The sequence below is a fragment of the Cohnella sp. genome, from assembly GCF_041641335.1.
Lineage (GTDB): Bacteria > Bacillota > Bacilli > Paenibacillales > Paenibacillaceae > Cohnella.
Genome location: NZ_JBEPYQ010000145.1, coordinates 1 through 12379, shown reverse-complemented (window position 1 = coordinate 12379; position 12379 = coordinate 1). Strand labels below are relative to the sequence as shown.

The window sequence follows — 12379 nt, the reverse complement described above, 5'->3', positions numbered from 1 at the left end:
TATTGGCCGAGCAGCATGCCCGATCGCTGGGCAGAATGTTCGAGCCCTACGGCATTCAGGCAGGCCTGCTGACCGGCAGCCTGACCGAGCGCAAACGTCGGGATCTGATCGCGTCGTTGCAGATGGGTCTGCTCGACATCATCGTCGGCACGCATGCGCTCATTCAAGAGGACGTGTTCTTCCGCAGCCTCGGCCTTGTCGTGACAGATGAGCAGCATCGGTTCGGCGTGAACCAGCGCAGCATTCTAAGGCGCAAGGGCATGAATCCGGACGTGCTGACGATGACCGCGACGCCGATTCCGCGCACGCTGGCCATTACGGTATTCGGGGACATGGACGTTTCCACGCTGCGGGAGCGGCCGAAAGGCCGCAAGCCGATCAAGACGTATTCGGTGAAGCACGAGATGATGGACCGGGTGCTCGGCTTCATTCGCAAGGAAGCGTCGGACGGCAGGCAGACGTTCTTCATCTGTCCGCTGATCGAGGAATCGGAGAAGCTGGACGTTCAGAACGCGATCGACTTGCACATCCAGCTCTCCCAAGCTTTGCCGGAGCTTACGGTCGGGCTGCTGCACGGCCGGATGACGGCTGCGGAGAAGGAAGAGACGATGGCGGAGTTCGCTGCCGGGAGGACGCACGTGCTCGTCTCCACGACGGTAATCGAGGTCGGAGTGGACGTGCCGAACGCGACGCTGATGATCGTGATGGACGCGGACCGGTTCGGCTTGTCCCAGCTTCACCAGCTTCGGGGGCGGGTCGGCCGGGGCGAGCATCAGTCGTACTGCATTCTGATCGCCGATCCGAAATCGGAAAACGGCCAGGAGAGAATGAGGGCGATGACGGAGACGGACGATGGCTTCGAAATCTCCCGCCGGGATCTGGAAATAAGGGGGCCGGGCGAGTTTTTCGGAACGAAGCAGAGCGGAATGCCGGAATTCCGGCTGGCCAATCTGCTGAACGACTTTGAGGAGCTGGAGCAGGCGAGGGACGACGCGGCCGCTCTGACGTCTTCGGAATCGTGCTGGTCCTCCCCGGCCTACGGCCCGCTCAGAGACTATTTAGCGAGGGAAACGCAGCTTCGGGACGAGCCGCTCGACTGAACGGGAGTCATCGCGCGTCCGCCCGCGGCATAAGATGTACCGAGCAGCCGCAGGAAGGAGCGTGACCCTCGTTGAACCCGGGTTATCAGAAGTTCGGCATCAAGACGGAATTCGTCGAGCGCGTAAAGCTGAAGATGAAAAATCCCGCCGTCAAGGAGAAGATCAAAGGACATTTGGAAGGCGCCACGAAATACGATCTTCAGGACCGCGCCAAAGTGAGAAGGTGGGTGAAGACGTTCGCCAAAATTTTGAACGAACCGCTCACGGAAACGCAGGAAGATCAACTGGTCAACTTCATCATCGCCCAGAGAATCGATCCCAACAACATGCTGCATCTGCTCAAGCTGTATACGATGTTCAGATAACGCAAGACGGCGAGAGGCTGATCTTGAGTAGCATTAGCTACTTATAGATCAGCCTCTTCCGCGTGTTAAAATACACAACTACCCTGTGGGGTTTGTCCAAGCATCCGCGGAAATTGGACATACACTATACCAACTTCACAATGAAGGAGGTTAACTCAATGGGTAGATTTTTGGATCTGCGCAGCTCGATGAACGCGGGAGCGTCCGGGTTTCCCGGGACCGCGATCTCTGCGACTCCCGAGCTGTTCGGGGTCATCGGCTTGCAGACGGATAACGTCGTGAACAAAGTCATCACGCTGACGGGGATGGTCGGGGTAAGCGCATTAGGCATAGGCAGCACGTTCGCCGTACAAATCTTGCGAGGCACGACGGTCTACAATCCGGCCAATGTCATCTATACGCTCGTCCAGAACGTTCGCGTCTCCGCGCTTGCGGATACGTACGCGTTTACGGCTCAGGACCTGCTTGCGCCCGCTGCCGCGGAAACGATTTATTCTTCGTTCATCTTCGGAGGAAGCCTGCTCGGCCTGTTGTTCACGGGCGTGAGAACCGGACCGGAAGTGTTCTGGGGCATCGCTTCCCAAGGCGCTCCGGATTAATGACGGCTTCATCTTTCCCCATGAGTCGGCAACGATGTTGCCGGCTTTATTTTTTTGATGCGGATGTACCTCCACCACCTGTCCAAGCGGAGAAGGCGAACGCGACATAAAATGGGACAGAGGTCGGAACGAGGAGGGATAAGGTGACCACCATCAGTCTGTGCATGATCGTGCGCAACGAGGAGGAAGTGCTGGCCCGCTGTCTGGATTCGGTGAGCGATCTCGTCGACGAGATCGTGATCGTGGACACCGGTTCGACGGACCGGACGAAGGAAATCGCCGGCAATTATACGGACCGTATCTACGATTACGAATGGACCGACCATTTTGCCGACGCGCGCAATTACTCCTTTGCGTTCGCCACCCAAGATTACGTGATGTGGCTGGATGCCGACGATTATTTGCGCGAGAAGGATCGGCTGAAGCTGAAGAAGCTGAGAGAGGAGCTCGATTCTGCGGTCGACTCCGTCGTCATGGAATACCATCTGGCGTTCGACGCTTACGGCAATCCGCTGGCTATGTCCCGCCGCAACCGGATCGTTAAGCGAAGCAGGCAGTTTCGCTGGTATAATCCGGTCCACGAGTATTTGCTCGTAGAAGGCAATTACTATTTGACCGACATCGCCGTCTCGCACGGCAGAGTGCACGAAAACACGGGGAGAAATTTGCGCATTCTGGAGCAAATCGTGCAGCGGGAAGGGGAAGTGACGGGGCGGGACATTTTCTATTACGCCAACGAGCTCTCCGACGCGGGAAGGTTCGCGGAAGCGGCAGAGCAGTATCGGCGGTTTCTCGACCAGCCCGTCGAATATTTCGAAGACAACTTGACCGCCTGCGCGCGGCTGTCGGCTTGTTATCACCAATTGAGCTTGCTCGACCAGAAGCTAACGGCGCTGCTGCAATCGATGGTTTACGACGTTCCGCGCGCGGATTTCTGCTGCTCGATCGGCCAGTGCTTTCTCGATCGGGAGGATTTCGTCAAAGCGATCTATTGGTTTAAGCTGGCGCTCTCCCAGGAACGGCCGCCGGATCACCATTTCGGCGTGCTTAATCTCATCTGCTGGACATGGCTTCCGCACCTGCAGCTGTGCATCTGCTACGGGATGACCGGGGAACTGAAACTGGCTTACGAGCACAATGAGAAGGCGCTCTCCTACTTGCCGAACGACGCGAACCTGCTGCAAAACAAGGCCAAGATCGAGCAGGCGCTCGGCATTGGAGGGACGGATCCGGAATGACGACGAGCATTATCATGGTGACCTACAATCAACTGGCGATGACGAAGCGGGCGATAGCCAGCATTCGCAAGCATACGGCCGCTTCTTCGTACGAGCTGATCGTCGTCGACAACGCGTCCGCGGACGGTACGGCTGACTGGCTGGCGGAGCAGCCGGACGTGCAGTTGCTCAGGCAGTCCGGAAACGTCGGGTTTCCGGCGGCATGCAATATCGGAGCCGCGCGCGCGACAGGCGACTATGTGCTGCTGCTGAACAACGATACGGTCGTCACTCCCCGCTGGCTGGAGCAGTTGACGCTGGCGATAGAGAGCGACGAGCGCGTAGGGGCGGTCGGCCCGATCACCAACTATGCCGGCTACGGCCAGATGATCGAGACATCCTACCGTACGATGGATGAAATGCAGCGCTTCGCGGAGGCGTACAACGTCTCGTCCCCCGACCGGTGGGAGGAGCGGATGAAGCTGATCGGCTTCTGCCTGATGATCAAGCGTTCCGCATGGGAGGCGGCTGGGCCGCTGGACGAGAGTTACGGCATCGGAAACTACGAGGACGACGACTGGTGCATGAGCGCGCGGCTGGCCGGGTTCCGGCTGCTGCTCTGCCGGGACACGTTCATCCATCACGAAGGGAGCGCGTCGTTCCGTCTCGTCAAGGAAACCTACCGCAAAGCGCTGATGACCAACGAGAAAACGTTCATGAACAAATGGGGGTTTCATCCGCAGATTTCCGTGAACGTGCGTGAAGACCTGCTGCGGCCGCTGCGCGGCCTGAAGCCCGGAATGAGCGTGCTGGAAGTCGGCTGCGGCTGCGGGGCGACGCTGCTCGAGCTGCGCAACCGCTACGGGATCGTTCGGCTCTTCGGTTGCGAGGGGGAGCCTGCCGCGGCCAAAGTAGCCGAGCTCGTTGCGGAGAAAGTGTGGACGAGGAACGAGGATGTCGAAATTCCGACCGGCGCGAGCGGGTTCGATGCGGTCGTGCTGAACGATATTTTAACGGTTCCTGCGCAGCTTTCCGTTCTGCGGCACATTCACGGCTGGCTTCGGCCCGGAGGAATTGTCGCGACGAGCGCGCCGAACCGGCTGTTTGTCGACTACGTCAAAGCGTATTTGAAGCCGCTGAATCCCATCTCCCGCGACGCCATGCTGTCCCGGGCGGAGCTTGAGCATCGGTTGAAGCAAGCCGGCTTCGGCGAGATCGAGATCGAGGCGATCGTCGCGGAGGGGGCAGCCAAGCGGGACGTCGACGCGCTGTTCCAGTTAACGGGCGAAGCGAACCGGGACGACTATGCGGCGGTCTATTATGTGGCAAGAGCCGTCAAAGGCAGAGGCGGCGTCGGGGGCAAGTCTGCGGGAATCGGCTTGGCCGGGGGTCGGGGCGAAAGCGCTCCGATATCCGGGGGGCCGGGCGACCGAGCGAGCGAAGGAGGGGGATCAGGCGGCCAGGCGCATGAAGTTGGCGGATCAGGCGGTCAAGCAGCCCGAATCGGCGGACCAGACGTCCAAGCGCCTGCTGGCAATCCACCGACAAATTCAACGAAAGCGATGGTGACCGAATTGAGCTATTTGCCGAAGGCGCAAGAAGACGTTCCATTTACGGGAGAGAGATTGGTTCTGAGTTCGGCGGTCGCGGGGTCCCATCCCGACGTGTTGGCGGAGCATGTGTACCGCTACCGGCTGGCCCGGGCGTACTGCGTCGGCAAGCAAGTGCTGGACGCGGCCTGCGGGGCCGGTTACGGCGCGAGAATGCTGAAGGACGGGGGCGCGGCGAGCGTCACCGGAGTCGACATCGATGCGGCGGCGATCGCGCTTGCCGGCAGAGATTACGGCGGAGAGGGCGTGAGCTTCCAGACCGGCAACGTGCTGCAGCTTGCCTTCGTAGACGCCTCGTTCGACGTCGTCGTCTCTTTCGAGACGATCGAGCACGTGCCGGACGGCTCGGCCTGGCTGCGGGAAGCTGCGCGGGTGCTGCGTCCGGGAGGGCGGCTGATCATCTCGACGCCGAACCGCGAAGTGACGAATCCGGACCGGTTGTTCGGTCAGCAGGTTCGCAATCCGTATCACTGTTTCGAATACAGCATCGGCGAGTTTATCGGGGAGCTTTCCGTGCTTTACGATATTGAAGGCATGTTCGGGCAGACGTTCGTCGGCCCCCATGGCCACGTCGCTCCGGAATGGCCGGACATTGCCGCGGCGGTGGGGGGAGACACGACGATGGCGGGATTTAATCCGGACATTATTCGGTTTTACGCTCCGGCTTCATTAAGCCGCGTGAAAAACGCAAGACCGGCTTACGTGATCGCGTTGTGCCGCAAAAGATGAGCGAAGGGAGGAATCGGGGCATGTCCGGCCGCAAGCGCCCGATGGCGGCGATCGACCGCCATCATACCAAGCAGGACAGGGCGGCGCACCGTCTGGCGGAGCAGACGTTCCGTTCGTCGCAGACGTCTCTGATCAACAAGCTCGAAGCGTTCCCGCGTTTCGCGACGAAGCGGAGCGTCGCCCGTTTCCTCGCGCGATACGAAATTTACCGCGAGCTGCTGCGCGTGAACGGCAGCATCGTGGAATGCGGCGTATTCAACGGGGCGGGCTTCTTCTCCTGGGCGCAATTCGCCAACATCTTCGAACCGTCCAACCATACGCGCAAAATTATCGGCTTCGACACGTTCGAAGGCTTCCCGGGCTTGGCCGGGCAGGACGAGGACGAACACCGGACCTTCGCCGCGGGGGACATGAGGGGCGATACGGCGGAGCAGATTCGCCGATCGATCGCCAAATACGGCGCGGAGAGGCATCTGTCGCACATTCCGAACGCGGAAATCGTGCAGGGCGATTTTATGTTGACGGCGGAGGCGTATTTGGAATCCCATCCGCATCTTCTGGTGGCGCTGCTGTATTTGGACTTCGATCTGTACGAGCCGACGCGCAAGGCGCTGGAGCTGTTCGTTCCTCGCATGCCCAAGGGGGCGATCGTCTGCTTCGACGAATTGAACTGCGCGGCGTTCCCGGGAGAGACGGCGGCTTTGCTGGAGATGCTGCCGATCCGCGAGACGGAGCTGCGCAGGTTTCCGTTCGACCCGTGGATTTCGTACTGCCGGTTGTGAGGAGGGATCGTCTTGGACAACGGGCAACAGCCCTTCTACTCGCTTGGCGAAGGAGCGAGATTGGACGCCTCGGGGCTGATCTACGGGGCGGAAGAAATTTCGGTCGGGCACGAGGCGATGATCAGCGCGGGTTATCGGCTCATCGTCACTTCGACGGTCAGCGGCATTCGGCCGAAGCTGATCATCGGAGACGGCGTTCAGGCGGACATCGGACTGAACGTGACGGCCGAGCATCACGTCGAGCTGGAGCGTTCGGTCTGGTGCGGGCCTTATGTCGTGTTGGCCGACGTGGAGGCCGAATATCGGAAGACGGGCCTGCCGATCTATAAGCAAGGCATTCGAGAGACGGGAGGGGCCAAACGGCTGATCGTAGGAGAAGGCTCCTATCTGGGACCGTACGCGGTCGTGGAAGGGCCGGTGACGATCGGCAAAGGCTGCGTGATCGGAGCTGGCAGCGTCGTGCGCGCGGACGTGCCGGATTACTCGGTCGTCTCGGGCGTGCCGGCCCGCATCGAGCGGATGTTCGATACGGTCGCCGAAGACTGGATCGCGGTCGAATCGGAACGGGACGTCGCGGACGTGCTGCGCCGAAGGCGTGAGCATCCGCTCTTGTCGATCTGCATCCCGACCTACAACCGCGTCAAGGAACTGGAAGAGTGCCTTGACGCGGCGCTCCCGCAGACGAGCATGAACGGACTGATCGAGGTGTGCGTCTCCGACAATGCCTCCGACGACGGGACGGCGGCGCTGCTCGCCAGGTACGTCATGAAATATCCCCAGCTTCGGACGGTCCGGCAGCCGGAAAATATCGGCGGAGAGCGCAATTATGTCGAGATCCTGAAGTTTGCGCGGGGCAAATACGCGAAGCTGCACGGGGACGACGACTATTTCGTGCCGGGCGCGGTGCAGCCGATTTTGTACGCGCTGCTGCATAAGCGGACCCGATTTTTGTTTATCGACGTGCTGAGGAGCGACGGGACGGTCGAGGTGCTGGAGGGAATGGATACGCTCGTCCGCGAGCTGTCGCTCGCCTCCGGGTTCATCACTTCGATCGTCGTCGATCGGGAAGCCGTGCTCCGGCTGCCCGAGCCGGATCGTTTTATCGGAACGAGTCTGAACCATATCTATTGGCTGCTGGAGCTGCTGCGGGAAGACCCGAGGTTTTCCCTGCTTAAGCTGTCGATGTTCCGCTACGCGTTTAATGCTCCGCGCGGGTACAATTACGGGGATGCGGCGATTCGCGGCTATTTGGAAATTTTGCGGCATTTCGCCGGCAGGGGATTGTCGGAAGAGGTCTATGCGGCGGAAAAGAAAATCGTGCTCGACCGTTTCGTTCTGCCCCGTCTGGAAATGATGCTCGAAGCCGGCTTCGATTTCGACTACGGGGGCTTCGAGGCGGTGTTCACGGAGCATTACGAGCGGGAGCCGTATTACGAGCAATACTTGGCGGAAGTGCGGAGAATCGTCGGTTTGCGGGACCGGGGATAGACAAGAGCGGCTCTTTTGCTATAATAGGGAATGTGAGTTGCGGGTTTCGACAATCGAATAAGCCCCGGGGGAGCTGGACGATGGCCGGCTGAGAGTGCATCCCTAAGAAGATGCAGACCCTTATAACCTGATCTGGTTAGTACCAGCGTAGGAAGGCGGGAAGCACGGCGAGGTTCGTCGTGTCAATTGTCCATGTTTGCTATTGGGCGCCCTCCGGAGTCGGGGGGCGTTTTTTTGATACGTATGGAGCCCTCTTCCGCGTAAAAAATAGTAGAGAGAGGGAGAGAGACATGAAGAAAAAGGTTTTGGCTTGGAAAGGGTTAGGTTTGTCGTTGCTGGCGGGGGCGATGCTGTTGTCCGGCTGCGGAGGCAAGAACGATGCCGGTTCGTCCGCCAGCCCGTCGTCATCCGGGGCTTCTCCGGCAGCTTCCGAAACGGCGCCGGCCGCGGAGCTGAAGGAAGTGAAGGTCGTGCTCGACTGGACGCCGAATACGAATCATACCGGCCTGTACGTGGCGCGGGATATGGGACTGTGGGAGAAGCACGGCCTGAAGGTGGAGCTGATTTTGCCGCCGGAAGCCGGGGCGAGCGCGCTTGTCGCAGGCGGTCAAGCCGAGTTCGGCGTCGGGGCGCAGGAGAGCATGATTCTCGCCAGGGAGCAGGGCTTGCCGCTCGTCTCGATCGCGCCGATCATTCAGCACAATACGTCCGGCTTCGCATCGCCGGTGGACAAGAACATTAAGGAACCGAAGGACTTCGAGGGCAAGACGTACGGAGGCTGGGGTTCTCCGGCCGAGCGCGCCGTCATCGAGTCGATCATGAACGTGCAGCAGGCGGACGTGAACAAGGTTAACTTCGTCAACGCGGGCACGGCGGACTTTTTCACAGCTACGAAAAAAGGGATCGACTTCGAGTGGATTTTCTACGCTTGGACGGGCATCGAGGCGGAGCTTAGAGGCGAGCCGGTCAACATGGTGTATTTGACCGATTACAGCAAGCAGCTCGATTACTACACGCCGCTTCTGCTGACGAACGAGAAGGTGATCCAGGAAGATCCGGAGCTCGTTCGCGCGTTCCTGGCCGGCGCTTCCGAAGGCTACCAGTATGCCATCGACCATCCGGACGCCGCCGCGGACGTCCTGATCAAGGCCGTTCCGGAAATCAACGCGGACCTGGTGAAGGCGAGCCAGAAATGGCTCAGCCCGAAATACAAGGACGACGCTCCGCGCTGGGGCGAGCAGAAGCGGGAAGTATGGTCCGGCTACGGCGAGTGGATGCTGGAGAACGGCCTGATGGAGAAGGAGCTGAACTACGACGACATGTTTATGACGGAGTTTCTGCCGCAGTAAGACGTCCAGGTTGAAGTGCGCGGTGCAGTCGTGCAGACCGGGACGAGGAAATACGTGGAATACGAGGAAGACGACGAATTCGACGGACATAGAGAAATTAAGACGCAAGGGAGAGAGAAAAACATGGCTCAAGCGCTGCTCAGCATTCAAATTATTCCGAAGGTGAATCCCGGCGAGGAAGTTATCCCTTACGTAGACGAAGCGATCTCCATCATCAAGGCGTCCGGCGTTCCATACCGCGTAGGACCGATGGAAACGACGATGGAAGGGGATCTCGACCAACTGCTCGATATCGTCAAACAAATGAGCGCTGCGATGATCGAGCGCGGCAGCCCTTCCGTCTTGTCGCAAATCAAGCTGTCTGTGGATGCGAAAGCGAATGCTTCGATGGCGCGGCTGTTGCAAAAGTATCCGGATGGGCAATAAGCGATTAAGAGCGATTGCGCTGCCCGTCGGTACGATTATCTTTTTTCTGGCCGTCTGGCAGGCGGCCTGCATGGCGTTCGCGATTGAAGAGTACACGCTTCCGGCTCCGTCGGATATTGCCGTCAAGATGTACGAGGACTCGGCCGTGCTGTGGACGCATGTGCAGGCGACGTTCGGCCTCGCGCTTGTCGGGCTTGCGCTGGGCACCGCCGTCGGCATAGCGGTAGCGGTTCTACTGCACCTCGTTCCGCCGTTCAAGACGGCGCTGTCGCCGATGCTCGTGCTGTCCCAGAACGTTCCGTTAATCGCGCTCGGCCCGCTGCTGATCATCTGGTTCGGCTTCGGAACGACGCCGAAGCTGATCTTGCTCGTGCTCGTCTGCTTCTTCCCGGTGGCACTGTCGATTCTCGTCGGCCTGGGACAGGCGGAGCCGCACTTGCGCGAATACCTGGGCATGATCGGGGCGTCGCGTTGGGAGCGGTTCAAGCGGTTGGAGTTTCCGGCATCGTTGACGTATCTGTTCTCGGGCTTGAGGATCGCCGCGACGTACGTCGTCTCATCGGCCATCGTCGCCGAATGGCTGGGAGCCGGAGCAAACACGGGCATCGGCTTCTACTTGAAGCTGAAGTTCAGCGGCTTCCAGCAGGCGGCCGTGTTCGGCTCGATCGTCTGCATCGTCGTCATGAGCCTTCTGTTTTTCTATATGGTCGTGCTGGCGGAGCGCCTCGTTATCCGATGGAGGCCGCGCCCGGAGCCGGAGTGGAAGGAGGCGACGTCATGAGCGGAAGCGACAGCCGGGGCAGTACGTTGGAACTCGAGGGGATTGTCAAGTCGTACAGAAGGGGTAAGGAACGGACGCTCGTCCTGAACGACGTCTCGCTGACGGTACGGGCCGGGGAGTTCGTCTCGCTGATCGGGCCTTCCGGCAGCGGGAAATCGACGTTGTTCCGGATGATCGGCGGAGTGGAGAAGCCGGATCAAGGACGCGTGCTGATCGACGGAGAGGACCGCACCGGCCACAAAGGGCTGATCAGCTACATGCCCCAGCAGGCGGCTCTGTTTCCGTGGTTGAAGGTGGAGGACAACATCCGCTTCGCGCTCGTCTCTACGGGAACGCCGAAGCGGGAAGCGAAGGAGCAGGCCGCGCAATGGCTGGAGCGGATTCAGCTCGGGCATGTGGCGAAGGAGTATCCTCACGTGCTGTCGGGCGGCATGCAGCAGCGGATCAGCTTTCTGCGCGCGCTGCTGATGCGGCGCAGCGTCATGTGCCTGGACGAGCCTTTTGCCGCGCTGGATGCGCTGACGAGGGCCGACATGCAGCGTTGGCTGCTGGAGCTGTGGGAAGCGGACCGGCGCTCCGTGCTGTTCGTCACGCACAGCATAGAAGAAGCGCTCGTACTGTCGGATCGCATCTACGTGCTGTCTCCGGCTCCGGCGACCGTTCTGCGCGAGCTTGTCGTGCCGTTCGAACGGCCGCGCCGCGCCGACGTCTGGACTTCCTCCGCTTTCGTCGAGCTGAAGCAGGAAGTGCTGAGGCTTCTGGAAGCGGGGAAGGTAGGAGCAAATTAAGCGAAGCGCCGCGTACCGATTATTCGGTTCGCGGTTTTTTTGCGCTGCGGGGAGGAGCAGGCGAGAGTGGGGGGATGTCGGCGGATGAGGGAGATAGCGTCGTGTGGCGTGCTTATGGTGCGGCGTTGATGGCGGATGAGGGTAGAGGGGCGCGTTCATGATGTTATAATGGAGAAAAAAGGAGGAGTCCCGCAAAATGAACGAATGGTACTTCGATCGGTACGGACAAGCGTCCTTCATCGTGGTGGGGAACGAACGATTTGTGAGCAAATACGGCCGCAATCTGGGGTGGGTTCATCAGGGCAAGCAGGTGTTCAGCTTGACCGGCCAACCGCTCGGCTGGCTTGAAAAAGGCGTGCTGCGGGACAGGAAGGGCGGAATTATCGCGTTTACCCGTTGGGCGGGCAATTGGCTTCCGTCCGTTCCCGGCATGAGCGGAGAGCCGGCCGCTCCGTCGATTCCCGGCCCGCCGGCCAGGCCGGGTTTCGCGGGAACGATCACCGACCCCGGTAGCGGGGGGTGGACGAATAAGTCGATCCGAGACTTTTTCGGGGCGGACTTGTGAGAAAAACGCCCCTCATCGTGAGATGAAGGGCGTTGGCGTAGATATAAGGATCATAAGTTCTTGAACTTGTTCAAAACAGATTCTTGTTCAATTGATCTAGCAGAAAGCAATTCGAGAATACGGTCTTGCCTCTCTTGCCCTTCAATGAGACCGGCTATATCGCGGTTCATATTGTCCAGCTTGGAGATCGATCCCGCAACCATCTTCACAAGCTGAGTGAGCAGGTCGCCTTGGGAGTCCAGTTGGCTTTGCAACGGATGTATTTTTTCGTCCAATAAAGCGCTGAGCCCTTTTAATTGCTCCTCCGTCATTCAACCGTCTCCCCTCGGCAACCATTCTTTTCAACTTCTCTTTCAGACATCGGTCCTCGACCGTATAGTCGAGCTCTCACCTATAGGTAAACATATTTAATATGAAATAGCAACACTCGTATAAGTCGCTTAGGGCATTGAAACGCGCGGATATGTTCTTTATACAATGGTGGCATTGATTGGACGCGTAGTGGACAATGCGATGTTTGTAATCGAAACAATGTCGCCATTGAGATCGTAAACCGTGACGTATAAGGTTTTATAAACAA

General features: G+C 59.3%; 13 protein-coding genes and 1 riboswitch. Of the genes, 12 read left to right on the top strand and 1 reads right to left on the bottom strand.

Annotated elements, in window-relative coordinates; genetic code table 11:
• The 12 genes from ACESLM_RS29240 to ACESLM_RS29185 all read left to right on the top strand — a co-directional run.
• Positions 1 to 1100, top strand: a 1100-nt coding sequence (locus tag ACESLM_RS29240) for an ATP-dependent DNA helicase RecG (RefSeq protein WP_372637943.1), incomplete at its 5' end; no start/stop codon positions are given.
• A gap of 71 nt (positions 1101 to 1171) precedes the next feature.
• Positions 1172 to 1465 (top strand): stage VI sporulation protein F, encoded by a 294-nt coding sequence (locus ACESLM_RS29235; protein WP_372637940.1) that lies wholly within the window; start codon positions 1172 to 1174, stop codon positions 1463 to 1465.
• A 158-nt stretch (positions 1466 to 1623) separates the two neighbouring features.
• The gene (locus tag ACESLM_RS29230) at positions 1624 to 2064 is read left to right on the top strand and encodes a hypothetical protein (protein WP_372637937.1); all 441 of its coding nucleotides are present in this window, start codon (positions 1624 to 1626) and stop codon (positions 2062 to 2064) included.
• A gap of 143 nt (positions 2065 to 2207) precedes the next feature.
• Complete coding sequence (locus tag ACESLM_RS29225; RefSeq protein ID WP_372637934.1) at positions 2208 to 3302, top strand: glycosyltransferase; 1095 nt, start codon at positions 2208 to 2210, stop codon at positions 3300 to 3302.
• Entirely contained in the window at positions 3299 to 5620 is a 2322-nt protein-coding gene (locus tag ACESLM_RS29220) for a methyltransferase domain-containing protein (protein ID WP_372637931.1), read from the top strand. Before ACESLM_RS29225 ends, ACESLM_RS29220 begins: the two co-directional genes overlap by 4 nt.
• A gap of 20 nt (positions 5621 to 5640) precedes the next feature.
• Positions 5641 to 6402, top strand: a complete 762-nt coding sequence (locus ACESLM_RS29215; RefSeq protein ID WP_372637928.1) for a TylF/MycF/NovP-related O-methyltransferase — start codon at positions 5641 to 5643, stop codon at positions 6400 to 6402.
• Positions 6403 to 6414: 12 nt separating this feature from the next.
• Complete coding sequence (locus ACESLM_RS29210) at positions 6415 to 7890, top strand: glycosyltransferase (protein ID WP_372637925.1); 1476 nt, start codon at positions 6415 to 6417, stop codon at positions 7888 to 7890.
• 56 nt (positions 7891 to 7946) lie between these two features.
• A riboswitch (TPP riboswitch) is annotated at positions 7947 to 8061 on the top strand.
• Between the two features lie 119 nt (positions 8062 to 8180).
• A complete protein-coding gene (locus ACESLM_RS29205; protein ID WP_372637922.1) occupies positions 8181 to 9239 on the top strand; it encodes an ABC transporter substrate-binding protein in 1059 nt (352 codons plus the stop codon).
• Positions 9240 to 9362: 123 nt separating this feature from the next.
• The gene (locus tag ACESLM_RS29200) at positions 9363 to 9665 is read left to right on the top strand and encodes a thiamine-binding protein (protein ID WP_094041476.1); all 303 of its coding nucleotides are present in this window, start codon (positions 9363 to 9365) and stop codon (positions 9663 to 9665) included.
• Positions 9655 to 10446 carry an ABC transporter permease gene (locus ACESLM_RS29195; protein WP_372637919.1) on the top strand — a complete coding sequence of 264 codons (792 nt, stop codon included), beginning with the start codon at positions 9655 to 9657 and terminating at the stop codon, positions 10444 to 10446. The genes ACESLM_RS29200 and ACESLM_RS29195 overlap by 11 nt, the downstream gene beginning before the upstream one ends.
• Positions 10443 to 11234 carry an ABC transporter ATP-binding protein gene (locus ACESLM_RS29190; protein WP_372637916.1) on the top strand — a complete coding sequence of 264 codons (792 nt, stop codon included), beginning with the start codon at positions 10443 to 10445 and terminating at the stop codon, positions 11232 to 11234. Before ACESLM_RS29195 ends, ACESLM_RS29190 begins: the two co-directional genes overlap by 4 nt.
• A 196-nt stretch (positions 11235 to 11430) precedes the next feature.
• Positions 11431 to 11799, top strand: coding sequence for a 4-fold beta flower protein (locus ACESLM_RS29185; RefSeq protein ID WP_372637913.1), 369 nt, complete (start codon positions 11431 to 11433; stop codon positions 11797 to 11799).
• A 50-nt stretch (positions 11800 to 11849) separates the two neighbouring features.
• Here ACESLM_RS29185 and ACESLM_RS29180 read toward each other — a convergent pair whose 3' ends face one another.
• Positions 11850 to 12110, bottom strand: coding sequence for a hypothetical protein (locus ACESLM_RS29180; protein WP_372637910.1), 261 nt, complete (start codon positions 12108 to 12110; stop codon positions 11850 to 11852).
• Positions 12111 to 12379: the final 269 nt, after the last annotated feature.